Annotated in this window: 25 protein-coding genes; 16 read left to right on the forward strand and 9 right to left on the reverse strand. The window is 60.0% G+C overall.

All coding sequences use genetic code 11. The features are described 5' to 3' along the window. Positions 1-28 precede the first annotated feature (28 nt). Entirely contained in the window at positions 29-958 is a 930-nt protein-coding gene (gene znuA / locus BLP82_RS12195; protein ID WP_092167880.1) for a zinc ABC transporter substrate-binding protein ZnuA, read from the reverse strand. 66 nt (positions 959-1,024) lie between these two features. On the opposite strand from znuA, the gene zur reads away from it, so the two are divergent. From zur to BLP82_RS12215, 4 genes are read left to right on the forward strand one after another with little or no spacing between them, the layout of a single operon-like run. Beyond that, positions 1,025-1,507, forward strand: a complete 483-nt coding sequence (zur, locus tag BLP82_RS12200; RefSeq protein ID WP_058544822.1) for a zinc uptake transcriptional repressor Zur — start codon at positions 1,025-1,027, stop codon at positions 1,505-1,507. Continuing rightward, positions 1,507-2,289: a zinc ABC transporter ATP-binding protein ZnuC gene (znuC, locus tag BLP82_RS12205; protein ID WP_060739886.1), complete on the forward strand. Its 783-nt coding sequence runs from the start codon at positions 1,507-1,509 to the stop codon at positions 2,287-2,289. Before zur ends, znuC begins: the two co-directional genes overlap by 1 nt. Next, positions 2,282-3,070, forward strand: a complete 789-nt coding sequence (gene znuB, locus BLP82_RS12210; protein ID WP_092167885.1) for a zinc ABC transporter permease subunit ZnuB — start codon at positions 2,282-2,284, stop codon at positions 3,068-3,070. Before znuC ends, znuB begins: the two co-directional genes overlap by 8 nt. A gap of 37 nt (positions 3,071-3,107) precedes the next feature. Further along, entirely contained in the window at positions 3,108-3,821 is a 714-nt protein-coding gene (locus tag BLP82_RS12215; protein ID WP_092167889.1) for a PA5502 family lipoprotein, read from the forward strand. Positions 3,822-3,968: 147 nt separating this feature from the next. Here BLP82_RS12215 and katE read toward each other — a convergent pair whose 3' ends face one another. Then, on the reverse strand, positions 3,969-6,107 hold the full coding sequence (katE, locus tag BLP82_RS12220) for a catalase HPII (protein WP_092167893.1): 2,139 nt from the start codon (positions 6,105-6,107) through the stop codon (positions 3,969-3,971). A gap of 262 nt (positions 6,108-6,369) precedes the next feature. Here katE and BLP82_RS12225 point away from each other — a divergent pair, with 262 nt between their 5' ends. The 3 genes from BLP82_RS12225 to BLP82_RS12235 all read left to right on the forward strand — a co-directional run bounded on the left by BLP82_RS12225 (position 6,370) and on the right by BLP82_RS12235 (position 8,904). Continuing rightward, positions 6,370-7,377 (forward strand): methionine ABC transporter ATP-binding protein, encoded by a 1,008-nt coding sequence (locus tag BLP82_RS12225; protein WP_092167897.1) that lies wholly within the window; start codon positions 6,370-6,372, stop codon positions 7,375-7,377. Then, on the forward strand, positions 7,377-8,051 hold the full coding sequence (locus tag BLP82_RS12230) for a methionine ABC transporter permease (RefSeq protein ID WP_003196204.1): 675 nt from the start codon (positions 7,377-7,379) through the stop codon (positions 8,049-8,051). The genes BLP82_RS12225 and BLP82_RS12230 overlap by 1 nt, the downstream gene beginning before the upstream one ends. 79 nt (positions 8,052-8,130) lie before the next feature. After that, entirely contained in the window at positions 8,131-8,904 is a 774-nt protein-coding gene (locus BLP82_RS12235; RefSeq protein WP_092167902.1) for a MetQ/NlpA family ABC transporter substrate-binding protein, read from the forward strand. Between the two features lie 493 nt (positions 8,905-9,397). On the opposite strand, the gene BLP82_RS12240 is transcribed toward BLP82_RS12235, so the two are convergent. After that, complete coding sequence (locus BLP82_RS12240) at positions 9,398-9,757, reverse strand: DUF6124 family protein (RefSeq protein WP_092167907.1); 360 nt, start codon at positions 9,755-9,757, stop codon at positions 9,398-9,400. Between the two features lie 660 nt (positions 9,758-10,417). Between BLP82_RS12240 and BLP82_RS12245 the strand changes: the two genes are divergently transcribed. Beyond that, positions 10,418-10,792, forward strand: coding sequence for a lysozyme inhibitor LprI family protein (locus tag BLP82_RS12245; RefSeq protein WP_092148941.1), 375 nt, complete (start codon positions 10,418-10,420; stop codon positions 10,790-10,792). Between the two features lie 84 nt (positions 10,793-10,876). On the opposite strand, the gene BLP82_RS12250 is transcribed toward BLP82_RS12245, so the two are convergent. Beyond that, a complete protein-coding gene (locus BLP82_RS12250; protein ID WP_092167910.1) occupies positions 10,877-11,572 on the reverse strand; it encodes a glutathione S-transferase in 696 nt (231 codons plus the stop codon). A gap of 150 nt (positions 11,573-11,722) precedes the next feature. On the opposite strand from BLP82_RS12250, the gene BLP82_RS12255 reads away from it, so the two are divergent. The 4 genes from BLP82_RS12255 (at position 11,723) to BLP82_RS12270 (ending at position 14,970) form a co-directional block, all read left to right on the forward strand. Next, positions 11,723-12,286 (forward strand): TetR/AcrR family transcriptional regulator, encoded by a 564-nt coding sequence (locus BLP82_RS12255; RefSeq protein ID WP_092167914.1) that lies wholly within the window; start codon positions 11,723-11,725, stop codon positions 12,284-12,286. A gap of 185 nt (positions 12,287-12,471) precedes the next feature. Then, a complete protein-coding gene (locus tag BLP82_RS12260; protein ID WP_092167917.1) occupies positions 12,472-13,596 on the forward strand; it encodes a GGDEF domain-containing protein in 1,125 nt (374 codons plus the stop codon). Positions 13,597-13,994: 398 nt separating this feature from the next. Then, positions 13,995-14,414 (forward strand): organic hydroperoxide resistance protein, encoded by a 420-nt coding sequence (locus tag BLP82_RS12265; protein WP_003196182.1) that lies wholly within the window; start codon positions 13,995-13,997, stop codon positions 14,412-14,414. A 31-nt stretch (positions 14,415-14,445) separates the two neighbouring features. Beyond that, on the forward strand, positions 14,446-14,970 hold the full coding sequence (locus BLP82_RS12270; RefSeq protein ID WP_092167922.1) for a phage infection protein: 525 nt from the start codon (positions 14,446-14,448) through the stop codon (positions 14,968-14,970). 115 nt (positions 14,971-15,085) lie between these two features. Here BLP82_RS12270 and BLP82_RS12275 read toward each other — a convergent pair whose 3' ends face one another. From BLP82_RS12275 to BLP82_RS12290, 4 genes are all read right to left on the reverse strand, one after another. Then, the gene (locus BLP82_RS12275; RefSeq protein WP_092167925.1) at positions 15,086-15,874 is read right to left on the reverse strand and encodes an SDR family NAD(P)-dependent oxidoreductase; all 789 of its coding nucleotides are present in this window, start codon (positions 15,872-15,874) and stop codon (positions 15,086-15,088) included. A 271-nt stretch (positions 15,875-16,145) separates the two neighbouring features. Next, a complete protein-coding gene (locus BLP82_RS12280; protein ID WP_092167928.1) occupies positions 16,146-16,871 on the reverse strand; it encodes a hypothetical protein in 726 nt (241 codons plus the stop codon). Between the two features lie 179 nt (positions 16,872-17,050). Further along, the gene (locus BLP82_RS12285; RefSeq protein WP_092167931.1) at positions 17,051-17,938 is read right to left on the reverse strand and encodes a lysophospholipid acyltransferase; all 888 of its coding nucleotides are present in this window, start codon (positions 17,936-17,938) and stop codon (positions 17,051-17,053) included. A gap of 43 nt (positions 17,939-17,981) precedes the next feature. Further along, positions 17,982-18,539, reverse strand: coding sequence for a DNA-3-methyladenine glycosylase I (locus tag BLP82_RS12290; RefSeq protein WP_060739899.1), 558 nt, complete (start codon positions 18,537-18,539; stop codon positions 17,982-17,984). Positions 18,540-18,620: 81 nt separating this feature from the next. On the opposite strand from BLP82_RS12290, the gene glyQ reads away from it, so the two are divergent. The 4 genes from glyQ to BLP82_RS12310 all read left to right on the forward strand — a co-directional run bounded on the left by glyQ (position 18,621) and on the right by BLP82_RS12310 (position 23,022). Further along, positions 18,621-19,574: a glycine--tRNA ligase subunit alpha gene (gene glyQ / locus BLP82_RS12295; protein ID WP_003177094.1), complete on the forward strand. Its 954-nt coding sequence runs from the start codon at positions 18,621-18,623 to the stop codon at positions 19,572-19,574. Then, positions 19,571-21,625, forward strand: coding sequence for a glycine--tRNA ligase subunit beta (glyS, locus tag BLP82_RS12300; protein WP_060739900.1), 2,055 nt, complete (start codon positions 19,571-19,573; stop codon positions 21,623-21,625). Before glyQ ends, glyS begins: the two co-directional genes overlap by 4 nt. A gap of 3 nt (positions 21,626-21,628) precedes the next feature. After that, positions 21,629-22,162, forward strand: coding sequence for a D-glycero-beta-D-manno-heptose 1,7-bisphosphate 7-phosphatase (gmhB, locus tag BLP82_RS12305; RefSeq protein ID WP_060739901.1), 534 nt, complete (start codon positions 21,629-21,631; stop codon positions 22,160-22,162). An 80-nt stretch (positions 22,163-22,242) separates the two neighbouring features. Continuing rightward, positions 22,243-23,022, forward strand: a complete 780-nt coding sequence (locus BLP82_RS12310) for a lysophospholipid acyltransferase family protein (RefSeq protein ID WP_092167935.1) — start codon at positions 22,243-22,245, stop codon at positions 23,020-23,022. Between the two features lie 190 nt (positions 23,023-23,212). Here BLP82_RS12310 and BLP82_RS12315 read toward each other — a convergent pair whose 3' ends face one another. Continuing rightward, a complete protein-coding gene (locus BLP82_RS12315) occupies positions 23,213-24,727 on the reverse strand; it encodes a sensor histidine kinase (protein WP_092167939.1) in 1,515 nt (504 codons plus the stop codon). Positions 24,728-24,861 lie beyond the last annotated feature (134 nt).

Genomic DNA, 24,861 nt, shown 5'->3' on the forward strand with positions numbered 1-24,861 from the left:
CTCGCCACAAGCTTGTGCATCGACGGGGTTATAGCGACTCCAGGCATCCCGCCAGATCATTGCCCAACTTCTCCAACAACTGCTCATACCCTTGCGCCGTCGCCGAGGTATAGCCGCCCAGTGCATCCAGCTCCGCCAGTTTCACCGGCAACCCGGCCACCAGGGTTTCGGCCAGGCGCGGGCGCAACGGCGGTTCGCTGAAGACGCAGGTCTTGCCCACCGCTTGCAAGCGCGTGCGCATCGCCGCCACATGCTGGGCGCCGGGCTGGACTTCGGCGGCCACGGCGAACACCCCGGCGTGCTTGAGGCCGTAGTTGTCTTCGAAATAGTCGAACGCTTCGTGGAACACGAAATACGGTTTGCCCGCCACCCCGGCCAGACGCGTCTTGAGGCGCGCGTCCAAGGCGTCGAGACGCTGGTTGAAACCCGTGAGGTTGCTCTGGTAGCGGGCCGCATTCGTCGGATCCGCCGCGCTCAGGTCAGCGGCCATTTTCGCGGCGATCACCCGCGCATTGTGCGGCGATAGCCACAGGTGGGCATCCACGGAGCCGGGGCGGTGGTCGTGATCGTGCTCATCGCCGTCATGGTCATGGTCCTCGTGGGACGCGCTGTCCTGGGCGAAGTGACGCAACTTGAGCCCCGGCAGTGCCTGCACCGCGACCGACGGCAGCGTACGACCGTTCAACACGCGCGGCAGGAAACCTTCCATGTCCGGCCCAATCCAGTACAGCAGGTCCACCGACTGCACCTTGCGCACGTCCGATGGGCGCAACGCATAGTGATGCGGCGAAGCCCCTGGCGGCAGCAACACCTCCGGAACGGCCACGCCGTCCTGCACGGCGGCGGCAATCAACTGCAACGGCTTGATGCTGGTGAGGACCTTGACCTCGGCCTGGGCCGGGCCAATCAGTAGAAAACTTGCGATAAAAGCGACAAAGAGCGAAAAAAATCGGGACACGATGACCACTCGAAGAGGCGAGAACGGGTAACATAATAACGTCTCTCACTAAACTCGTCGCTGCCCATGCCTATTACACCCCTTGCCAGTCGTCCCCACGATCACTCCCACTGCGTGCACACCGCGCTGTCCGAGGCCGACGCCATCTGCGCGCGCCAAGGGTTGCGCCTGACCGCGCTGCGTCGGCGTGTGCTGGAATTGGTCTGGCAGAGCCACAAGCCGCTGGGCGCCTACGACATCCTGGCCGTGCTCAGCGAACAGGACGGCCGCCGTGCCGCGCCGCCAACGGTCTATCGGGCGCTGGATTTCCTCTTGGAAAATGGCCTGGTGCATCGCATTTCGTCGCTGAACGCCTTCGTCGGCTGCAACCATCCAGAGCACGCCCACCAAGGCCAGTTCCTGATCTGCCGCGAATGCCACGCCGCCATCGAGCTGGAACAGAAGTCCATCAGCGATGCCATCATCGCCAGCGCCAAGGAAGTCGGCTTCGTGGTCGACACCCAGACCGTCGAGGTGGTCGGTCTCTGCTCCGGCTGCCAGGGGGCCTGATGAGCAATGCGTTGATCCGCCTCGAGCAGGTGGCCGTGACGTTCGCCGGGCAGAACGTGCTGGACAACATTCACCTGAGCGTCGAGCCGGGGCAGATCGTGACCCTGATCGGCCCCAACGGCGCCGGCAAGACCACCCTGGTGCGCGCCGTGTTGGGTTTGCTCAAGCCCGACAGCGGCAGCGTCTGGCGCAAGCCCAGGTTGCGCGTCGGCTATATGCCGCAAAAACTTCACGTCGATCCGACGCTGCCACTGTCCGTGCTGCGCTTCCTGCGCCTGGTGCCGGGCGTGGACCGCGCACGGGCCTTGGCCGCGCTCAACGAAGTCGGCGCCGAACAGGTGATCGACAGCCCGGTGCAAAGTGTCTCCGGGGGCGAGATGCAACGCGTGCTGCTGGCCCGCGCCCTGCTGCGCGAGCCTGAATTGTTGGTGCTCGACGAGCCGGTGCAAGGGGTCGATGTGGCGGGGCAGGCCGAGCTGTACAGCCTGATCACGCGCCTGCGCGACCGCCATGGCTGCGGCGTGCTGATGGTGTCCCACGACTTGCACCTGGTAATGAGCACCACCGATCAGGTGGTCTGCCTCAACCGCCACGTCTGCTGTTCCGGGCATCCCGAGCAGGTCAGCGGCGATCCGGCCTTTGTCGAGCTGTTCGGAAAAAACGCACAAAGCCTGGCGATTTATCACCACCACCATGACCACGCTCATGACCTGCATGGCTCGGTGGTCAGCGCCCCTTCCGCTTCCAATCATGTTCATGGAGATGGCTGCAAGCATGGCTGATTTTCTGTTGTACGCCCTGCTCGCAGGCCTGGCACTCGCCCTGGTCGCCGGCCCCCTGGGTTCGTTCGTGGTCTGGCGGCGCATGGCCTATTTCGGCGATACCTTGTCCCACGCCGCCTTGCTCGGCGTGGCCCTGGGGTTTCTGCTGGATGTCAGCCCGGCGGTAGCAGTGACCGTTGGTTGCCTGTTACTGGCGGTGGTCCTGGTGACCCTGCAACACCGCCAGCCACTGGCGTCCGACACGTTGTTGGGCATCCTCGCGCCGAGCACCTTGTCCCTCGGACTGGTGGTGCTGAGCTTCATGCATGACGTGCGCATCGACCTGATGGCCTATCTGTTCGGCGACCTGCTGGCGATCAGTCCGACGGACCTGTCGTGGATCCTGGGCGGTAGCGCGGCGGTGCTGCTGTTGCTGGTGGCGCTCTGGCGACCATTGCTGGCCGTCACCGTGCACGAAGAGCTGGCCCGGGTCGAAGGCTTGCCTGTGCTGGGTTTGCGACTGGCGCTGATGCTGCTGATTGCGGTGGTCATCGCCGTGGCGATGAAAATCGTCGGTGTGTTGCTGATTACGTCATTGCTGATCATCCCGGCGGCTGCGGCACAGCGTCACGCCCGCTCGCCCGAGCAGATGGCGCTCGGCGCGAGCGTGCTGGGCATGCTCGCGGTGTGTGGCGGCTTGGCACTTTCCTGGTTCAAGGACACCCCGGCCGGCCCGTCGATCGTGGTCAGCGCCGCCTCGTTGTTTCTGCTGAGTTTTGTCCTGCCTCGTCGAGGGGTGTAGACTTGCTCGCTTTTTGCGCAAATAGAGAGTCGCAGGAATGAAGCCGTTCGCCTCCCGTTATCTGCTCCTTGTCGCATTTTCCCTGCTGCTGGGCGCTTGCCAGAGTACACCGCCGGTCACCCAGGCTCCCGATACACGGGGCCCGGCCATCGCGCAGCTCGAGCAAAGCCTGGCCAGCAATGAACTGGCCACCGCTGAAGACCAGCTGGCGACCTTGCAAGCCCAGTCGCCCGAAGACCGGTCGCTGGAACCCTACCAGCGGCAATTGGCCGAGGCGTATTTGCGCCGCAGCCAGATCGACTTGCAAAAAGGCGACGTAAACGCCGCCGCCACCGCCCTGAGCCGTGCCCGGGCGTTGATGCCCAAGGCCCCGGCCCTTACCGGCGAGGTCAACAGCGCCATCGCCGAAGCCCGCAAGGCCGACCTGGAAAAAGCCGAGGCCGACCTCAAGGCCGCCGAAGCCAAACCGGTCGCCAAAGTCATCGACCCGAGCGCCGCGAGCACCACCGTTGCGCTTAATATCGGCGATATCCAGAAAATGCGGCGCCAACTGGACGCCATTGCCGCTGATGTGGTGAATTATCAGTGTGATGTCAGCATCCAGGCGCCGCGCACCGATGATTATCCTTGGCTGGCGACTTTGCTGACCAAGCGGGTTAAAAAGCTTGATCCGGGGTTTGAACTGAATCTACGCAAGCAGACCCTGCGCAATGTGCCGGCGCAGATGGTGCTGACACCGCGCAAGCCTTAACAGCATCGTCGGAACGCCGCCCGGAGCAAGCTCGCTCCCACATTGGATCTAGGGTGATCACAGTTTAGTGATCGACACCTAACCCTGTGGGAGCGAGCTCGCTCGCGATAGCGCCCTACCAGACAACAAGTCTCTTTCAGACACTCATCAAGCCGGAATCGCCTTCGCCTTAGGTTCCCGCGCCCACACCCGATGCTGGGCAATCGCATCGAAGAACGCCTGGAACTTGCCAGCATCCGCGTCAGGAATCAGCCCCGCATCCGCCTCCAGCTTCAACAACACCAACAATTGCCGGGCTTCGCCATTCAGCGCGATGGCCTTCAGGTGCTTGTAGGCTTCCAGCAGGTAATGCAACGCCACACCATCGCCGCTCAAGGCCTTGATCGACTCCGCGCCACCCGGCACGAACACCGCATCAAAGGCAATAGACGGCAACCCTTCCATGGACGCATCCACCGGTAGTGTTTTCCCATCAGCGGTGGTCACTGGCGCAGAAGTCGGCCCCAGCACCTTGGCGTGGGCGCCCTTCGCTTTCAAAGCCTTCTTGAGCGCATCGATGATCGCCCCATCGACACCGTTGGCCACCAACACCGCCACTTTGCGCGTCTTGATGTCGCCGGACAGCAGGTTCGCCTGGCTCAAGGCCGGGGACTCCTCCAACGATGGCGTCGGAACATCGACAGTGCCCGCGGTCGGTGCAGGCAAGCCGAGGTTTTTCGCTACCCGCCCGGCCAGTTCCAAGTCGATGTTGGCGAGAATCTCATTGACCTGCCGCGCCCGGATGAACTCCCGCTCCACCTTGCCCAGCTCGAAGCTGTAGGCCGCGATGATGTGCTCTTTTTCGTGGGGGCTCATGCTCTTGTAGAACAACCGCGCCTGGGAGAAATGGTCGGCGAACGAATCGCTGCGTTGGCGGATCTTGTAGGCATCGATACGCTCTGGATAACTTTCGAAGCCGCCGTCTTCCGGGCCGGGCGGGGTTTCCTTCGGCCAACCGCCGTCGATGGAGTTCGGCTCGTAGGACGCACGCCCCTTATCGATGGTGGTGCGGTGCATGGCATCGCGCTGACCGTTGTGTACGGGCGTGATGGCCCGGTTGATCGGCAGCTCATGAAAATTCGGCCCACCGAGTCGACTGATCTGCGTATCGGTGTAGGAAAACAGCCGACCTTGCAGCAATGGGTCGTTGGAAAAGTCGATGCCCGGCACGATATGCCCGGGGCAGAACGCAACCTGTTCGACCTCGGCGAAGAAGTTGTCCGGGTTACGGTTGAGCACCATCTTGCCCAGGGGCGTGATGGGCACCAGCTCTTCAGGGATGATCTTGGTCGGGTCGAGCAGGTCGAAGTCGAACTTATGCTCGTCTTCCTCGGCGACGATCTGCACGCCGAACTCCCATTCTGGGTAGTCGCCCATCTCGATCGACTCCCAGAGATCGCGACGGTGGTAGTCGGTATCTTTACCCGCCAGTTTCTGGGCTTCGTCCCACACCAATGAACACGTCCCGGCTGTAGGGCGCCAGTGGAATTTGACGAAGCTGCTTTTGCCTTCGGCGTTGATCATGCGGAAGGTGTGCACCCCAAAACCCTGCATGGTGCGTAGGCTTTTTGGAATGGCCCGATCAGACATCGCCCAGATCACCATGTGCGCCGATTCCGGCACCAGCGAGACAAAATCCCAGAACGTGTCGTGGGCCGAGCCGCCTGTAGGAATTTCGTTATGGGGCTCGGGTTTTACCGCGTGGACAAAGTCCGGAAACTTCACCGCGTCCTGAATGAAAAACACCGGCATGTTGTTGCCCACCAGGTCGAAGTTGCCTTCGTCGGTGAAGAACTTCACCGCGAAGCCGCGCACGTCCCGCACGGTGTCGCCGGAACCCCGTGGACCTTGCACGGTGGAAAAGCGCACGAACACCGGGGTTTTCTTGCTCGGGTCCTGTAGGAAACCAGCCTTGGTCAGCGCCGAATGCGCTTCATAGCTCTGGAAGTAGCCATGGGCGCCGGTCCCACGGGCGTGAACGATGCGTTCCGGGATGCGTTCATGGTCAAAATGCGTGATTTTTTCACGCATGATGAAGTCTTCCAGCAGCGACGGCCCCCGGGCGCCGGCCCGGAGGGTGTTCTGGTTATCGGCGATCTTCACGCCCTGGTTGGTGCGCAACGCCTGTTCAGTGGCGTCGGAGCGAAACTGTTCCAGGCTCTCGAGCTTGGCGTTGGTGTTGCCGCGATCCAGGGTGTCGGTCCCGGCCAGTTGGCTCTTGTTGACCGTGGGCTTTTTGGTACTCATCAGGCATAACTCCTCTTTGCGATCCCGGAGGCCAGGACTCTTGAGTTCGATACCGCAGGTTCCGTACCCGGGCATTTTCGAGTGGCTTAATGAGTGACCGATGCCGTTTGGCCGTGTTCCTTTTTTATGGCCTTTGATCGCGTTATTGCCAAATGACTGGTCCGATCGCAAATAAATGCTAAGAACCTCTATACGGACAGGCTAAAATGCGCGCCCGGCTAACCGCTGATCCTTTTCCAACGCGCCCCACAAGGTTCGCTACGTGATCGAGTTTCAAGACGTCCATAAAACCTACCGGGTCGCCGGTAGGGATATCCCCGCCCTGCATCCGACCAGTCTGACGATTGAGAACGGTCAGGTCTTCGGCCTGATTGGCCATTCCGGTGCGGGAAAAAGTACCCTGCTGCGCCTGATCAATCGCCTGGAAGATTCCACTGGCGGCAAGATCATCGTCGACGGCGAGGAAGTCACCGCCCTGGACGCCAGCGGTCTGCGCCGCTTCCGCCAGCAAGTCGGGATGATCTTCCAGCACTTCAACCTGCTGGCGTCCAAGACCGTGGCCGACAACGTGGCGCTGCCGCTGACGCTGGCGGGTGAATTGTCCCGCAGCGAAATCGACCAGCGCGTCGCCGAGCTGCTCGCCCGCGTCGGCTTGTCCGACCACGCCAAGAAGTACCCGGCGCAGTTGTCCGGCGGCCAGAAGCAGCGCGTCGGCATCGCTCGCGCCCTGGCGACCAAACCCAAGATCCTGCTGTGCGACGAGGCCACCAGCGCCCTCGACCCGCAGACCACCGCCTCGGTCCTGCAACTGCTGGCGGAAATCAACCGCGAGCTGAAGCTGACCATCGTGCTGATCACCCATGAAATGGACGTGATCCGCCGGGTTTGCGATCAAGTGGCGGTGATGGACGCCGGCGTGATCGTCGAGCAAGGCCCGGTGGCCGAGGTGTTCCTGCACCCCAAGCACTCGACCACCAAGCGTTTTGTCCAGGAGGACGAGCAGATCGACGAAAGCGAACAGCGCGACGATTTTGCCCACGTGCCCGGACGCATCGTGCGTCTGACATTCCAGGGCGACGCGACCTACGCGCCATTGCTCGGCACCGTAGCCCGGGAAACCGGTGTGGACTACAGCATCCTGGCCGGTCGCATCGACCGCATCAAAGACACCCCCTACGGGCAACTGACCCTCGCCATCACCGGCGGTGACATGGAGGCGGCGTTCGCCCGCTTCACCGCGGCCGATGTCCACATGGAGGTGCTGCGCTAATGGAACTGTTGAGTTCGTTCTTCTCCAACATCGACTGGCTGGAAATCTGGCTGGCCACCGGCGACACCTTCCTGATGCTGTTCGGTTCGCTGTTGTTCACCGTGCTGCTCGGCCTGCCCCTGGGTGTGTTGCTGTTCCTCTGCAGCCCGCGCCAGTTGCTCGAAGCCCGGGGTGTGTATGCGCTGCTGTCGCTGATCGTGAACATCCTGCGTTCGCTGCCGTTCATCATCCTGTTGATCGTGATGATCCCGTTCACGGTATTGATCACCGGCACCTCCCTGGGCGTGGCAGGCGCGATCCCACCGCTGGTGGTCGGCGCGACACCGTTCTTCGCCCGCCTGGTGGAAACGGCCCTGCGCGAAGTCGACCGCGGCATCATTGAAGCGACCCAGGCCATGGGCGCCACCACGCGGCAGATCATCGTCAATGCCTTGCTGCCGGAGGCCCGTCCAGGCATTTTTGCCGCGATTACGGTGACAGCGATTACGCTGGTGTCCTACACGGCCATGGCCGGTGTGGTCGGCGCCGGTGGCTTGGGCGACCTGGCGATCCGTTTCGGTTACCAGCGTTTCCAGACCGATGTGATGGTGGTCACGGTGGTGTTGCTGCTGGTGCTGGTCCAGGTGCTGCAAACCGTGGGCGACAAACTGGTTGTGCATTTCTCTAGAAAATAAGGCCTCGCGGCCAATAAACCATGAGCCGGCCATTCGCTGGCAGGCGCCAAGAGCAGGCGCCTCAAAAGGAGTTAGCTGAATGAAGAAACTACTGGTTGCCTTCGCTGCCGCCGCAGCGTTTTCCGCCCACGCCGCCGACACCCTGACCGTCGCCGCAACGCCGGTGCCGCACGCGGAAATCCTCGAATTCGTCAAACCGGCCCTGGCCAAAGAAGGCGTCGACCTGAAGGTCAAAGTCTTCACCGACTACATCCAGCCGAACGTACAGGTCGCGGAAAAGCGCCTGGACGCCAACTTCTTCCAGCACCAGCCGTACCTGGATGAGTTCAACAAGGCCAAGGGCACGCACCTGGTAAGCGTGGCCGGTGTGCACCTGGAACCCCTGGGCGCGTACTCCAGCAAGTACAAGAAGCTCGACGAACTGCCAGGCGGCGCCAACGTGGTAATCCCGAACGACGCCACCAACGGCGGCCGTGCGCTGTTGCTGCTGGCGAAGGCTGGGGTGATCAAGTTGAAGGATTCGAACAACATCCTGTCGACCACCAAAGACATCACCGAGAACACCAAGGATCTGAAATTCCGTGAGCTGGAAGCGGCGACCATTCCGCGGGTGCTGACCCAGGTGGATCTGGCGTTGATCAATACCAACTATGCGTTGGAGGCGAAGCTGGATCCTTCCAAGGATGCGTTGGTTATCGAAGGTAACGACTCGCCGTATGTGAACATCCTGGTGGCTCGTGAGGATGACAAGGACAGTGAGGCGATGAAGAAGCTGGTTGCGGCGCTGCACACGCCGGAAGTGAAGGCTTTTATTCTTGAGAAGTACAAAGGCGCGGTTTTGCCGGCGTTTTGAGCTGATTAGGTGGTGAAAAAACGGGGCTGTGTGGGAATGCAGGCCCGTTTTTTTTGCTCGGAAGTATGCGGCGTTAAGGAAAGGCCCTCAAGATCATGGGCATCCATCACCGTGATTGACATAGCGATTGTTCCGCAATAATGATTGTCCCAACGCATGAGGGTGTGACTCTCGTGCCTACCTTCCGAGGCCCGCTTGAGAGAAATCTCTGCGGGCTTTCGTGTTTCTATGACAAGGAATCTGGTCGCTATGACGCATTACGTCGCGTACCTGGACAAATTCGGGCACCTCGGCCAGTACGTCTCACGCCACCATCCAAGGTACAAAACGCCTCCCGCTTTCGGGTTTGCGGGCCTGATTCTGCCGGCTACCGAAGTCCGCAAGTTCGCAATCTACTAATGCCCCTCATGATTTTTGTTCCCTTGAAACGAGCACAAATAAAGCACACCCAACATAGGATGCCGGGTGTGCTTTTTGAGAGGACGTTTATCTGCTATCGCGGATCAACGTTATCCAACACCCGATTCGCCAACAATGAACTCAATTCGATCAATTGCTGGATACCGAGAGCAATATGACGGCGGGGGCCTTCCAGGTCGAAGGCTAGGTTGCTGACCATCGCGTCGGCTGCCGCCAAGGTTTCGCTGAGGTTGGCGAGGAGGGATTCGTTGTCGGCGTTTTTGGCGACGGTGAAGAGCTGGCCCGGTTGGGACGCATCTTCTGATTTTTCCGGTTTTGGTAGCAGGTAGTAATCCAAGGCGCGATTGGTGGCTTCGTCGTGCTTTTTGGCCTTGGATTTGGTGTGCGGGGAAGTGCGGTCCGCCTCTGGCGGATTCGGTGTAGGTTTGAACATGTACTAAGTCCTATAGGTGAAGCCGCAGCCCTCTAGCTACTAAACAAGGGGAGGCAGCTGTACGCAGGTTAGTAGACCGGGGACTTAGCAAGCCGGCGCGCCCGAGGGCGCCCTGCGCACAGCCGCCATCAAATACAGGCATGGAGACACCTGTCTGACGGAGCTAATGCACCTACTAAGTACCTCGGGCTACTAAACCCGACCACTGATGGGCAGTGGCAGGAAAACGATAGAACCCGGGGACAAGGCGCACAAGCGGGCGGATTCTGGCGTAGTTGTAGGTAATGGCGCAAGGATGTGTAGCTTGATGGAGGGATCACGCCAGCGGAATAAACAGGGCTTGGTTTTGGCCCGTAAATTGGGGCTAGACGGGTTTGCGGTTGGGGTTTGAAGTGGTGATGCGGTTTTGTCTGTAGGCGTTTTTCGGGGTGGAGATGCCCGCTTGCTCGATACGTGAATGGTTGCTTGTCTTTCGGTCCGAAAAGGTGGGGAACGACGACGCAGCCTTTTTCAGCAATCACTTGCTCCCGAACCCTGTCAGGATTCGCCCATTGTCCGGGCCGAATGAACCATAGGATCTGCTTCATTGTTCAACAACCCTCATGATAAATTCCCCGCCGCGACCTCTAATCAATAGAGGGCATTCAGGGAGAGAAGTAAGTGATCAAGTCTTTGTTGGTTGGGGCATTGCTGGCAATGGCATCAGCATCGGCATCTGCGATGAGTTGCGATAATCCTAGAAACGCCTATGACAGGACCTATTGCGCGTCGCTGAAAATGGTTCAGTCGGATCAGGAAATCAACGAGCAGTACAAGAAGACCATGAGTGCCCTGAACCCGGATCAAAAGAAAAAAGTGAAAGCTGCTCAGATCCAGTGGATCAAAAATCGTGACAGCGCCTGTTCCAACGATGGCCTGCTCTACCTGGACTGTGCCAATGAGAAGACCGAGGCGCGTATCGTCATACTCAAAGCTGTCGAGCGTGAGTGCCGTGCTGCCGGTTGCGACGACGCCAAGCTGTCGCAAGTCGAGTAACCCGTAAACGATAAGCACGTCGGGCTTGCAGTCGCACCCCACGAAAAACCCGACGTAAAGCGTCGGGTTTTTTCATTATTAGCGCTACGCAGCGCCACGCTCGACCATGGCACGCCATGTCTGGACGCTGGAGCGCTCCTGCATCCTGGCGTGCCATGCTCGAAGCGCCACGCACTCTTCAGGCACGGGGAGTTGTACCAGCGAGGCGAAGATCATGCCGCCCAGTACCGCAATGTCGGCCATCGAAAACTTGTCGCCCGCCACAAAGGGCTGGTTTTTGAGCAGGTTGTCGAAATAGCGCATGCCCCTGATCGCCTTATCGCCCATCCGGGCGCCCCACTCGGCATTCTGGTACAACTCGACATCGGGGCCGAGGCCAGGCGTGGCATGGTGGAAGTACGCGCTGACGGCGTCGAGAAACTCGATCTCGGCACGTTTGGTCATCATATGGATGATGCCTTTTTCAACAGGCGTTTCGCCCGTCAGCGTCGGATGACCGTCCAGGCTATCCAGGTACTGGGTGATCGCCGTGCACTCGGCGATCCGCGTCCCATCGTTCAGCTCCAGCACGGGCAGTGTCCCGGAGTAATTGATGGCCAGGAACTCGGCTTTCTTGTGCTCACCGGCCCAGAGATTCACCGGTACGAATTCGATGTTCGGCAGCAATCCTTTTTCCGCCAGCGCAATGCGGACTCGGGCGGGGTAGGGGCCGTTGAACCAATCGTAGATTTTCATCGTAGGAACAGTGGAAACATCAACGCGCTGTTGTGGGGAAGTCATGATTCGAGCACCTGCCTGTCAATTGGTAGGCAAAGATTGAGCCGCCGATTCAGCGCTGTCAATCCCCTACCTGACAATTGGCAGGTAAACAGATCTGCGCGTAGAATTGCGGTTACCTGAGTGAGTCGAATCTCGAAACGAGGCTGCAACGTGAACGAAAATGCTCGAGAAGCCATCTTGGCGGCCGCGAAAGCCGCTGCCCAACTGCACGGTTACAGCGGTATCAATTTCCGTAGCATTGCCGACCAGGTGGGCATCAAGAACGCCAGCATTTACTACCACTTTCCGAGCAAGGCAGGCCTGGCTGCGGCGGTTGCTGAACGCTATTGGCAGGACGCGCTGCGCATGCTCGAAGAGATACGCGCCGCCAATACCGATCCGAAGGCGTGCGTGCGGCTGTACCCCTCCATTTTTCGAAAGTCGCTCGAGGACGGCAACAGGCTTTGTCTGTCCAGCTTCATGGCAGCCGAATACGAAGACCTTCCCGATGAAGTGTCGCGAGAGATCAGGGCTTTTGCGGACGTCAACGTGGCGTGGCTCGCCCAGGTACTGGCAGATGCTGGAACAGGTAGCGCAGAAGAATGTGAACGCCGAGCCCGCGCCATTTACACCGCTGTTGCGGGTGCCCAGTTAATCGCACGGACGCGGGCGGATGTCGGCCTGTTCGATGATCTGATTTTGAGCTACCGGCAAGCAGGGTTGATTCCAGCCTGATCCTGTAAAGCGGATGATGCCGTTTGGCTGTAGGAATGGTGGGCGCTACTTCGCAGCCCAGCGGGAGCAAGCTCCCTCGCCACGGGGTTTTGTTCAATCGGGGCCGTGGGTGTAATTCAGTTGTTTGCATTGGTGGCCGGGTGCCACAATCGCCATTTTAGTTGCATCACGATCAGGTGGATCAAATGGATGGCCCAAGATCTCGGAACGGCCAAGCTTTTTTCATAGCCGAACAGGTGCGAACTGACCGATTGCAGCAACTGTTTCGCCAATCCGTTTCTGCGGTTTTTGGCAGTTACCTGGCTGCCATCATGTTGAGCTGGCTGTGTTGGGATCGGTTTGAGCACAGCGCTATTCTTTGGTGGCTGGGCATCCTGACCGCATCGACGCTGTTGCGTATCGCGATGTTCGTCGCCTATTTTCGCAGCCCCGAAAGTGAGCGTACGCCTCAACGCTGGGAGCGCCGATACTGGATCACGCTGGTGTTATCCGCCAGCATCTGGGGCGGTGGGGCGTTTGTGGTCATGCCGGCAGACGATCTGTTGTCCCAGGCGTTGGTCATGCTCTTTACCGTCGGCATGACCGTCAGCGCGGTGTCCTGCTATTCGGCCTACCGCGATATGACGCTGGTCTCCATTGGCCTGGTGCTGTTTCCATGCACCGTCTGGCTGCTGTTTCAACCGTCCCCGATCCAAGTCGGCATGGCCCTTTCGATCGTGGTGTTCGCGGCATTTGCGGCCCGCGCCACGCACAAAATGTCCCAGGCACTGGAAATCGCCTTCCGTCTTACCCGTGAAATGGAACAGGCGAACAGCATTTCAACCCGCGCCGCACAAACCGATGAACTGACCGGCCTGAAGAGTCGGCGGGCTTTTTTCGAGCATGCCCAGCAGCTTTATGACGAATGCAAGACCAACCGGTTAGGGTTGTGCGCCGTCATGTTGGACATGGATCACTTCAAGCACATCAACGACACCTACGGCCATCAGGTCGGGGATCAGGTTTTGCGCGAGATGGGGCTGGTCATCAGTTCGTCGTTTCGGGCGACGGACATTCACGGCCGGCTGGGTGGGGAAGAGTTCGCCATTCTGCTTCCGGACACGTCCATCGAAGTCGCCACTCAGATTGCGGAGCAGCTCATCGATACGATTGCGAGGTTGATGATCGAGCCTGTTCACTGCATAACCGCCAGCCTTGGCGTCGCGTCGGCGGAGGCCTGTAACAAGGATCTGCACAGCTTGATGAACGATGCGGATAAGGCCCTGTATCGGGCGAAGGCGTTGGGGCGCAATCGGGTCGCTGTTGCTTAGTCGGGTTGGCTTTGCATCATTAGCCGGAATTTGATCGCCCCACGCTACATCACATTCCAGAAGCGGAACGCTGAGCGTCCCTGGCGGCGTTCCCACGCGGGAGCGTGGGAGCGATCGAGAAACCCTGAACGCCCTCTCTTCAAAGGCCTGCAACTACGCAGGCACTGACCCCTGGCACCTCCTTCTCCTTCGCTCACCTCGCGGCGGGTGATACTGCGCGGCCCGGAAAATAAATTCCTTTTTAGATCAATTAGTTAATTAAAAATTGATAATTTTTTGAAAATTTATCTTGCGCGCAAAGTATTTGAGCGTTAACTTTATCCCAACTGGTTAGCGCACAAACATTTAGCGCAGACCAAACCCGAACTCGATCAGCCCATTCAGTAAGAGGAAACACCATGAACGTTCTCTATACCGCAGTCGCAACCTCCACCGGTGGCCGTGATGGCCGCGCTGTTTCCAGCGACAAGATTCTCGACGTGAAACTGGCCACGCCAAAAGCCTTGGGTGGTGCCGGTGGTGAAGCCACCAACCCTGAGCAACTGTTCGCAGCCGGCTACTCGGCCTGCTTCATCGGCGCACTGAAGTTTGTCGCCAGCCAGAGCAAACGCAGCATTCCTGCCGACGCCTCGATCACGGCACACGTTGGCATCGGCCAGATCCCTGGTGGTTTCGGTCTGGACATCGACCTGCACATCAACCTGCCAGGTCTGGATCAAGCCGACGCCCAAGCGTTGGTCGACGCGGCTCACCAGGTTTGCCCGTACTCCAACGCGACACGCGGCAACGTCGACGTCCGTTTGCACGTCACCGTCTAACTCACTCACATACGAATAAAAGGATCAGGACATGAACACTTTCCACAAAACTCTCGTTGGCTCGCTTCTGGCACTGTCCCTCGGCAATGCGTTCGCGACTTCTTTTGTTCAACCTACGTTCGCTGAGGGTGGCTCGGATCGACTGATCGAAAAACGTGTAGCTGAAGGCGGCTCGGATCGTCTGATCGAAAAACGTGTAGCTGAAGGCGGCTCGGATCGTCTGATCGAAAAACGCGTAGCTGAAGGCGGTTCGGATCGACTGATCGAAAAACGCGTAGCCGAAGGTGGCTCGGATCGGTTGATAGAAAAACGCGTAGCTGAAGGCGGCTCGGATCGACTGATCGAAAAACGCGTAGCTGAAGGCGGCTCGGATCGTCTGATCGAAAAACGCGTAGCTGAAGGTGGCTCGGATCGACTGATCGAAAAACGCGTAGCTGAAGGCGGCTCGGATCGACTGATCGAAAAACGCGTAGCTGAAGGCGGTTCGGATCGGTTGATAGAAAACCGTGTGGCCGAAGGTGGCTCGGATCGACTGATGGAAAACAGAGTGGGCTGAACCATCCCTTCACCACTCCAACGCCGGTCGAATCAACCCATGTTGCTTCCAAAACAAAAAACGCCGCTTATCTCTCATGAGGAAGCGGCGTTTTTTTGCAACGTGTCATAGCCCTCTAAACGATGCTATCCACCACACCACCATCGACACGCAGCGCCGCCCCCGTAGTGGCCGAGGCCTGCTCCGAGCTGGCGTAGATGATCATGTTGGCAACTTCCTCGACGCGTGCCGCGCGCTGGATGATCGAGGAGCTGCGGTGCTCGTTGACGAAATCCGCCGCGACCTTTTCCAGGCTTTCTCCACTGCGCTCGACGTCTGCCTGGAGCATCTGGGCAACCCCTTCGGAAAGCGTCGGCCCAGGCAGCACCGAGTTCACCGTCACGCCCGTGCCGGCGAGGCGCTTGGCCAAGCCGCGAGCGATGGACAGTTGGGCGGTCTTGGTGAAGCCGTAGTGGATCATGTCGGCAGGAATGTTCACGCCCGATTCCGACGAAACAAACACAATCCGCCCCCAACCGCGCTCGACCATGCCTTGCGCGTAGGCCCTGGAAACACGCACGCCTGACATCACGTTGGTTTCGAAGAACCGCTGCCATTCGCTGTCCGGCGTTTCGAAGAAATCCTCCTGTTTGAAAATGCCCAGGTTGTTGATGACGATATCGAAGCTGGGGTGCTTGGCGATCAGTGCCTGGCAGCCTGATTCATTGCTCAGGTCGCCAACGAAACCGACGGCATTTGAAGCAAGGGCACCCAGGCGCTGCAATGCGTCGTCCACGCTGCTCTGGCTGCGACCGTTGATGACTACATGAGCGCCGGCTTCGAGAAAACCTTTGGCTGTGGCAAAACCGATACCGCTGGTGGACCCAGTGACCAGGACCTGACGTCCGGTGAAAACGATGTTCATGAGGGGACTCCTTGATTAATGAACCAGAGGAAGTGCGATATTCCTGACTGGACGGTAGTCCGACGGATTTAGAGATGGCTTTGCCATCCCAACGTCGCCGATATCGCAGGCCCTTAATCATGGACACGATTGAGGCTTTGCGCCTCCTCGTGGTCAAACAACCATCAGGAAGCCGACCACACCGCCAGCTCATAGCTGATCATGGGGAAGGGCCGCTGCGCAGCCCGGCGGGAGCAAGCTCCCTCGCCACACGGTTCGGTAGACCCGGCTTTCAGGCCTGCGCGCTGAATCGCTGCGCAGCACGCCGTTCAAGCATCGCGGCTTCCGTCTCTCGCGTCGCCCGTTCACCTTTGTACGCCAGCTGGTTGAAAAACAGCCCGTCCGAAAATTCCTGGGGCGGCACCGAGCCGGCGCGCTTGAGCATCGGCGCCAGGTCGATGGTACTGGCGAAGTTTTCCTTGGTCAGGTTGTAGAGACCCAGATAGCTGCCGGACCATGGCGAGTCGGCGTCGACCATGTCGATGGAGGCGTCGCGGAACGCAACGGCTGCGGCTTTCAGATCGGTGGATTCGTTGAGCAGATCCGTCAGCCGCTGGGCGTCCGAGCTGCTGAGCTGGCCAGCCGAGTTGAGCACTTTCAGCTTGCCGTCGGCCTCGACGGTGAAGCCGTATTTCTTGCTGGCCAAATCCGGGTGGGTCGCTGACAACGTTGACTGGAATGTCTCGAAGGAGGTGGTCAGCGTGCTTTTCGCTCCCGCGGTGATCGCGGCATATCGCGGAAAATCTGGCGATTGGGGTCGACCGATCCAGGTGACGGTAAACACTGGTGTTCCCACCGTGGTTTGAGTCTCCTCACTGGGGTGGTAGATGGCTGCTGGGCCGCCGTTTGCCAGTTCCTTTACGGAGCCTGCTGGAGGATTGGTGACCAACTTCTGCTCGGAACGGGTGAGGTTGGTGTTGGCTGGAGGGATAGAGGCAGTGCTAAGGGAGAGTTCCATTTCATCGGTCCATGATTGGCGGATACATCGGGTTATCGACAGCCGGGGACCGAGCTTTAGGAGGGGAGATGGCGTGGGGTGAAGTCCGTTAGTTATGTGGCGGCTGTTAGTTATGTGGCGGCTGTTAGGGCGCTATCGCGAGCAAGCCCGCTCCCACAGGGGGAGCGGTGTGCGGCAGGTCAGTACCAGCGCGCTTCGCCCGGCGGGCGCTTCTTGAAGCGTTTCATGCTCCACATGTACTGGCTTGGGTAGGCCCGCACGTAGCGCTCCACCACTTGGCTCATGGCCGCGCAGGCGGTTTCGGTGTCGGTGCTGTACATCGCCTCTGGCGCGGCTTCGAGGATGACTTTGTAGCCCGAACCGTCCGGCAGGCGCAGGGCGTGGAGGAAGACGCCAACCGCCTTGCCGCCGGCGAGCATGTTCGGCACGAACTTGCTGGTCAGGGCCTGGGTGGCGAAGAAGGGCACGAAGATGCCGGCGGATTCGGCCGGTTCCGGGTCGGCGGGGATGCCCACCTGGCCGCCCTTGCGCACTTCCTTGATGACGCTGAGGATGCCTTCCTTGGTGGATGCGGCGACTTTGTTGCCCAACTGGACGCGCTGCTTTTGCAGCAATTCATCCACTGCCTTGAGCTTGGGCGGGCGGTAGAAAATGATCGGTTTGCACTGGCTGCAATAGAAGTGGTTGAGCACTTCCCAGTTGCCCAGGTGGCTGGTGATACCCACCACGCCTTTGCCGGAGGCCAGGGCTTCTTTCAGCACGTCCAGGCCTTGGACTTCGCGCACCAGGTCGATGGAGCGCTGGGCCGGCCAGATCCAGGCGCAGGCGCTTTCGGTCAGGGATTTGCCGATGTCCTTGAGGCTCTGGCCCACCAGCCGCTCGCGCTCGGCCGGGTCCATCTCGGGAAAGCACTTGGCGAGGTTGATCCGCACCACGTCGCGGGAACGGTTGGGAAATTTCCACATGAGCCAGCCAATCGCCGAGCCCACCGCCTGCACCGCTCGCCAGGGCAGCAGCGCAAACAACCGCAGAGCGCCGACCAGCAAGGCGCCTTTCAACTTATCCACAGGTCACTCCTGAATGTATGGGCCGTGTTGCGAGCCGGCTATTCTAACCGCCGTTTACCAACTCGGCGTAGCGGTCGCAGTCTTGGGTGTGATCCATGACCATGCCCGAGGCCTGCATCAAGGCGTAGCAAATGGTCGGCCCGACGAAAGTGAACCCGGCTTTTTTCAGGCCTTTGCTCATCGCCAGTGCCTCGGGCGTGATGGCCGGCACTTCGCTGCGATCCTTGAAATGGTTGATGATGGGTTTGCCGCCCACGAACGACCAGAGGAACGCCACCGGGTCTTCCAGCGCCAGCCACGCCTGGGCATTGCGACGGGCGGCCTTGAGTTTGAGGCGGTTGCGGATGATGCCCGGGTCGAGCATCAGCTCATCGATTTCCGCGTCGCTCATCTGCGCCACGCGCTGCACATCGAAGCCGTACAACACTTCCCGGTAACGCTCGCGTTTGCGCAAAACGGTGATCCAGGACAGCCCCGCCTGGAACCCTTCGAGCAAAAGCAACTCGAACAAACCCTGCGCATCGCGCAGCGGCGTGCCCCACTCCTGATCGTGATAAGCCATGTACAACGGATCGTCAGAACACCAAAAGCAGCGTGGCATAAGGCTCCAGGGGGCGTGCGCACGAACGAATCGGGTATACTCCCGCTCTTTAAATCGCAGCCCAAGAAACAGGTGAATTTCGTGAGCCAGCCTACGCCAGCCGTGCGTACCTTCCAAGACTTGATCCTCGCCCTCCAGCAATACTGGGCCGAGCAAGGTTGCGTGGTACTTCAGCCCTACGATATGGAAGTAGGCGCCGGCACTTTCCACACTGCCACGTTTCTGCGCGCCATCGGCCCGGAAACCTGGAACGCCGCTTATGTGCAGCCCAGCCGCCGCCCGACTGACGGCCGCTACGGCGAAAACCCGAACCGCCTGCAGCACTACTACCAGTTCCAGGTGGTCCTGAAGCCGAACCCGGAAAACTTCCAGGAACTGTACCTGGGCTCCCTCAAGCACGTCGGCCTCGACCCACTGGTGCACGACATTCGTTTCGTCGAAGACAACTGGGAGTCGCCGACCCTGGGCGCCTGGGGCCTGGGCTGGGAAGTCTGGCTCAATGGCATGGAAGTGACCCAGTTCACCTACTTCCAGCAAGCGGGCGGCATCGAGTGCTACCCGGTCACCGGCGAGATCACCTACGGCCTGGAACGCCTGGCCATGTACCTGCAGGGGGTGGATTCGGTCTACGACCTGGTATGGGCCGACGGCCCGTTCGGCAAAGTGACCTATGGCGACGTGTTCCACCAGAACGAAGTGGAGCAGTCGACCTACAACTTCGAACACGCCAACGTCGAGAAGCTGTTCGAGCTGTTCGATTTCTACGAGAGCGAAGCCAAGCGCCTGATCGAACTGGATCAACCGCTGCCGTTGCCGAGCTATGAAATGGTGTTGAAGGCGTCCCATACCTTCAACCTGCTGGACGCACGCCGGGCGATTTCCGTGACCGCGCGCCAGCAATACATCCTGCGTGTACGCACCCTGGCGCGTTCCGTTGCGCAAGCCTACCTGCTGGCCCGTGCCAAGCTGGGCTTCCCGATGGCGACCCCGGACCTGCGTGATGAAGTGTTGGCTAAGCTGGAGGCTGCACAATGAGTGCTCAAGATTTTCTGGTTGAACTGGGCACCGAAGAACTGCCACCCAAAGCCCTGAATACCTTGGCCGATGCGTTCCTGGCCGGTATCGACAAAGGCCTGCAAGCCGCTGGCCTGAGCTACGAAGCCAAACAAGTGTACGCCGCGCCGCGCCGCCTGGCCGTGCTGATCACCGCCCTGGCGACCCAGCAGCCGGACCGCAGCATCAACCTCGACGGCCCGCCACGCCAGGCCGCGTTCGATGCCGACGGCAACCCGACCCAGGCCGCCCTGGGCTTCGCCAAGAAGTGCGGCGTGGACCTGAGCGAAATCGACCAGAGCGGCCCGAAGCTGCGCTACAGCCAGAGCATCAAGGGCAAGCCGACCGCCAGCCTGTTGCCGACCATCGTCGAAGACTCCCTCAATGACTTGCCGATCCCCAAGCGCATGCGCTGGGCCGCGCGCAAGGAAGAATTCGTACGTCCAACCCAGTGGCTGGTGATGTTACTCGGTGACCAGGTCATCGATTGCACGATCCTGGCCCAGAAAGCCGGTCGCGACTCCCGCGGTCACCGCTTCCATCATCCACAGAGCGTGCGCATCACCTCGCCGGCCAACTACCTGGCCGACCTGCGTGCCGCCTACGTACTGGCCGACGCCAACGAGCGGCGCGAGCTGATCAGCAAGCGCACCGAAGAGCTGGCCACCCTGCAGGAAGGCACCGCCATCGTGCCGGCCAACCTGTTGGACGAAGTGACCGCGCTGGTGGAATGGCCAGTGCCGCTGGTGTGCTCGTTCGAGGAACGTTTCCTTGAAGTGCCGCAGGAAGCGCTGATCACCACCATGCAGGACAACCAGAAGTACTTCTGCCTGCTGGACGCCGAAGGCAAGTTGCTGCCGCGCTTTATCACGGTTGCCAACATCGAAAGCACGGACCCGCAACAGATCATCGCTGGTAACGAAAAAGTCGTTCGCCCGCGCCTGACCGATGCCGAGTTCTTCTTCAAGCAAGATAAGAAACAGCCTCTGGAAAGCTTCAACGAGCGCCTGCGCAACGTGGTGTTCCAGGAAAAACTCGGCAGCGTCTACGACAAGGCCGAGCGCGTTTCGAAACTGGCGGCATTCATCGCCCCACGCATCGGCGGCGACGCCCAGCGCGCGGCCCGTGCCGGCATCCTGTCCAAATGCGACCTGTCCACCGAAATGGTCGGTGAGTTCCCGGAGATGCAAGGCGTCGCCGGTTACTACTACGCCCTCAACGATGGCGAACCGCAGGACGTGGCCCTGGCCCTGAACGAGCAGTACATGCCCCGCGGTGCTGGCGCTGAACTGCCAACCACCCTGACCGGTGCGGCCGTGGCGATCGCCGACAAGCTCGACACCCTGGTCGGCATCTTCGGCATTGGCATGCTGCCCACCGGCAGCAAAGACCCGTATGCCTTGCGTCGTGCGGCCCTGGGTGTGTTGCGGATCCTGATCGACAAGCAACTGGACCTGGACCTGAACGACGCCGTGGCATTCGCCGTCAACGCGTTCGGCAGCAAGGTCAAGGCTGCCGGCCTGGCCGATGCGGTGCTGGAATTCATCTTCGACCGCCTGCGTGCGCGTTATGAAGATGAAGGCGTCGACGTCGCCACCTACCTGTCGGTGCGAGCCCTGAAACCGGGTTCGGCCCTGGACTTCGACCAGCGCGTACAAGCGGTGCAAGCCTTCCGCAAACTACCGGAAGCCGCCGCACTGGCCGCGGTGAACAAGCGGGTATCGAACCTGTTGGGCAAGGCCGAAGGCAACATCGCGGCCACCGTCGAAGCCAAGTATTTCGACAACGCCAACGAGTTTTCCCTGTACTCGGCGATCCAGCAGGCGGACCAGGCGGTCCAGCCAATGGCGGCGGCGCGTCAGTACAGCGAAACCCTGGCGCGCCTGGCGGCACTGCGCGAACCGGTGGATGCGTTTTTCGAGGCGGTGATGGTCAACGCCGAAGATGCCAAAGTACGGGCCAACCGTTACGCGCTGCTGGCGCGTCTGCGTGGGCTGTTCCTCGGCGTCGCCGATATTTCGTTGCTGGGGTAACGCTTGAAACTGCTGATTCTCGATCGGGACGGGGTGATCAATCACGACTCCGACGCTTACATCAAATCGGTGGAGGAGTGGTTGCCGCTGCCCGGTTCGATCGAAGCCATCGCGCAGTTGAGCAAGGCCGGCTGGACGGTGGCGGTCGCCACCAACCAGTCGGGCATTGCCCGCGGTTATTATGACCTCACCGTCCTGGACGCCATGCATGAGCGCCTGCGCGCCCTGGTGGCGGAGCAGGGCGGGGAAGTCGGCTTGATCGTCTATTGCCCGCATGGGCCGGACGACGGCTGCGATTGCCGCAAGCCCAAGCCGGGCATGTTGAAAACCATTGCCGCGCATTACGATGTGGCCTTGGCAGGTGTGTGGTTCGTCGGTGACAGTCTCGGTGACCTGGAGGCGGCCAAGGCCGTCGATTGTCAGCCAGTTTTGGTAAAGACCGGGAAAGGCGAGAAGACTCTGGGCAAGACCCTGCCGGTGGGCACCTTGATTTTTGACGACCTGGCGGCGATTGCCGCTGAACTTATCCACAATTAGAGCTCCCAACACATCCTGATCAAGGACTGTTCGGGAAGCGCTTGAACAGGCGGGCATTGCCCGCAACGGTAAACGCCGCTATGTCGATATTGCAGGCCATCAGAAGCTTTCTCTTTTACCTGCTGCTGGGCACCAGCTCCTTGCTGTGGTGCACCCTGAGTTTTTTTATCGCGCCCTTCCTGCCGTTCAGGGCGCGCTACCGTTTCATCAACGTGTACTGGTGCCGCTGCGCACTGTGGCTGAGCAAGGTGTTCCTGGGCATTCGCTATGAAGTGAAAGGCGCCGAGAACGTGCCGGACCGGCCCTGCGTGATCCAGTCCAACCACCAGAGCACCTGGGAGACGTTCTTTCTCTCGGCCTATTTCGAGCCGTTGAGCCAGGTCCTCAAGCGTGAGCTGCTGTTCGTACCGTTCTTTGGCTGGGCCATGGCCATGCTGCGCCCGATTGCCATCGATCGCGACAATCCCAAAGTGGCGCTCAAGCAAGTGGCGAAAAAGGGCGACGAACTGCTCAAGGACAATACCTGGGTGCTGATCTTCCCCGAAGGCACTCGTGTTCCTTACGGGACGATTGGCAAGTTCTCCCGCAGCGGTTCCGCATTGGCGGTGAACGCGAACCTGCCGGTGCTGCCGATTGCACACAATGCCGGCAAATTCTGGCCCAAGGCAGGTTGGATAAGAACACCAGGCGTCATCACCGTGGTGATCGGCGCACCGATGTATGCCGAAGGCACTGGGCCCCGCGCCATCGCCGAGCTCAATGACCGCGTACAAGCCTGGAATGAACAGGCTCAACGGGAAATGGGCTCGCTTCCTCCAGGCCCTGTTGCGGAAGTTTCCACGGAACAAGCTGCTGTTTGAGATCTGTGGATAACCTGTGTACCGTTTTTTCGAAATCCGTTGATTTTATGTGGTAAGCCTATGTTTTTAATACATATTTCCTAAACACATAAAACCCACGTTCAGGTGCATAAGTTTTTATAGCAGCAAAAAATCGTAGCCTTCGGGGATTGGATACGTCCTGTAGGAGCTGCCGAAGGCTGCGATCTGTTCAATCTTCCAATAACGGGAAGCGCAGGCTGAACGTCGTGCCTTTACCCACCACGCTACGACACTCGATTTTCCCCTCGTGATGGTCGACCACGGCCTTGACCATCGATAATCCCAGGCCAATTCCATCGACCCCTTGGGCCGAGGAAAACCGCCGGTACTGACTGAACAGGTCCGGCAGTTCTTCGGCGCTGATGCCCTTGCCTTGGTCGGCGACATTGCAGATCAACCAACCCGAGATGCAATGAACCTGCAGGGAAATGCAGGCATCGGGCGGACTGTACTTGATGGCATTTTCCAGCAGATTGAACAGGGCACGGGTCAATAACGATTGATCCGCCCGCACCATCGCGTCTTCATCCTCTATTTCGTGAACCAACCGAATACGCTTTGCCTGGGCAATGGGCAGCGCCTGATCGAGCACGTCCAACACCAGCATGGCGAACAGCGTTGGCCGGAATTGATAGGCCTCGGATTCGGCCTTGGCCAGTTGTACGAAGCCCTCGGTCAGGTCCAGGGCGCGCCGTACCTGGCGCTCGATCTGGTCGAACAGCGGATGATCGCCACCCACCTGATGCCGCTGCACATCGAGCAGCGCAAGGATTGCCGAGTGAGGGGCGCGCAAGTCATGGGAGAGGAACCGCAACATGACACTGCGCTGTTCTTCCGCCTCACGTTCGGCGCTCAGGTCCGTGAGGCTCAGCAACCAGCCAATCGGCGCATCGCCATCCACCGGCAACAGCGCAGCCCGTTCCAGGCGCAAGCTGCGCTCGCGCATGTCGCGAAACTCCACCAAGGGCAATGTGGATAAACGGTGATGCGTCCCGTGTTCCAGCCCCGGATAACCCAATTGCCCAAGATGCTCCAGCACATCGCCGCCCGCCAAGCCATGGCCGAACAGCTCGCGCGCCTTTCGATTACCCAGCAGCAACTTGCCTTGGGGATCGCTGATCATGGTTGCCACCGGCAAGTATTCCAAGCCGTCGGCAATGAAGCGCCGGGTGTCGCGGGTTCGGCTCATGGCTTGTTCCAGGGCCATGATCTGGCCCTGTAAACGGTCACTACCGGTATAGGAGGCGCGGCGACGCTCCGGGAAGACCTTGGGCTCGGCGTCCAGGCGTGCCAGCTCCCAACCGAAATAGGCCAACACCACGCTAAGCCGTCGCCAATTCCAGATCAGGTAGCCGAACATGATCCCCAGCACACTCGCCATGGGCGACCACCACCACCCCCGCGCGCCGAGCATGGCACTGATCAACAGGGCCAGGCTCATGCCACCCACCGTTGTCCACAGGGCCAGGCGTGGGCGCAACAGCAGCAAGCCCAATACACAACCCACCAGGCACACCGACAGCAATGCGGCGCCTGAATGGCCTGTGGATTGGCTGCTCAATGACAGCAAGGCCGTCATCGGCAACAGCAGCAGACTTATCCACAACCACTCCCGCACCAACTGTCGAAACAACCGCTGAACCTGGGTGGGTTCACGACTTTCACGGCGCCGCTGGTTACTCATAGGCCTCCTGGCCGAACTCAAGGACGGTGGATATCTTCACTGGCCTGCCTCAGTCGACAGGCTTGAAAGCCCACGACTATAACGGACTCGATAGGTGGTGCGCTGCTGCCTTTCCCTCTGTGTCGCGAGCCGGT

The organism is Pseudomonas sp. NFACC37-1, from assembly GCF_900101575.1.
GTDB classification, from domain to species: Bacteria; Pseudomonadota; Gammaproteobacteria; order Pseudomonadales; family Pseudomonadaceae; genus Aquipseudomonas; species Aquipseudomonas fluorescens_AA.

Excerpts from the sequence above, each read along its gene's own strand:
- BLP82_RS12235 (WP_092167902.1), top strand. The coding sequence starts at position 8,131 with ATGAAGAAACTACTGGTTGCCTTCGCTGCCGCCGCAGCGTTTTCCGCC.
- BLP82_RS12215 (WP_092167889.1), top strand. The coding sequence starts at position 3,108 with ATGAAGCCGTTCGCCTCCCGTTATCTGCTCCTTGTCGCATTTTCCCTG.
- znuB (WP_092167885.1), top strand. The coding sequence starts at position 2,282 with ATGGCTGATTTTCTGTTGTACGCCCTGCTCGCAGGCCTGGCACTCGCC.
- BLP82_RS12315 (WP_092167939.1), bottom strand. The coding sequence starts at position 24,727 with ATGAGTAACCAGCGGCGCCGTGAAAGTCGTGAACCCACCCAGGTTCAG.
- BLP82_RS12270 (WP_092167922.1), top strand. The coding sequence starts at position 14,446 with ATGAACACTTTCCACAAAACTCTCGTTGGCTCGCTTCTGGCACTGTCC.
- BLP82_RS12275 (WP_092167925.1), bottom strand. The coding sequence starts at position 15,874 with ATGAACATCGTTTTCACCGGACGTCAGGTCCTGGTCACTGGGTCCACC.
- BLP82_RS12250 (WP_092167910.1), bottom strand. The coding sequence starts at position 11,572 with ATGACTTCCCCACAACAGCGCGTTGATGTTTCCACTGTTCCTACGATG.
- BLP82_RS12240 (WP_092167907.1), bottom strand. The coding sequence starts at position 9,757 with ATGTTCAAACCTACACCGAATCCGCCAGAGGCGGACCGCACTTCCCCG.
- glyS (WP_060739900.1), top strand. The coding sequence starts at position 19,571 with ATGAGTGCTCAAGATTTTCTGGTTGAACTGGGCACCGAAGAACTGCCA.
- BLP82_RS12280 (WP_092167928.1), bottom strand. The coding sequence starts at position 16,871 with ATGGAACTCTCCCTTAGCACTGCCTCTATCCCTCCAGCCAACACCAAC.
- BLP82_RS12310 (WP_092167935.1), top strand. The coding sequence starts at position 22,243 with ATGTCGATATTGCAGGCCATCAGAAGCTTTCTCTTTTACCTGCTGCTG.
- BLP82_RS12260 (WP_092167917.1), top strand. The coding sequence starts at position 12,472 with ATGGATGGCCCAAGATCTCGGAACGGCCAAGCTTTTTTCATAGCCGAA.
- katE (WP_092167893.1), bottom strand. The coding sequence starts at position 6,107 with ATGAGTACCAAAAAGCCCACGGTCAACAAGAGCCAACTGGCCGGGACC.
- BLP82_RS12230 (WP_003196204.1), top strand. The coding sequence starts at position 7,377 with ATGGAACTGTTGAGTTCGTTCTTCTCCAACATCGACTGGCTGGAAATC.
- BLP82_RS12265 (WP_003196182.1), top strand. The coding sequence starts at position 13,995 with ATGAACGTTCTCTATACCGCAGTCGCAACCTCCACCGGTGGCCGTGAT.
- BLP82_RS12290 (WP_060739899.1), bottom strand. The coding sequence starts at position 18,539 with ATGCCACGCTGCTTTTGGTGTTCTGACGATCCGTTGTACATGGCTTAT.
- zur (WP_058544822.1), top strand. The coding sequence starts at position 1,025 with ATGCCTATTACACCCCTTGCCAGTCGTCCCCACGATCACTCCCACTGC.
- znuC (WP_060739886.1), top strand. The coding sequence starts at position 1,507 with ATGAGCAATGCGTTGATCCGCCTCGAGCAGGTGGCCGTGACGTTCGCC.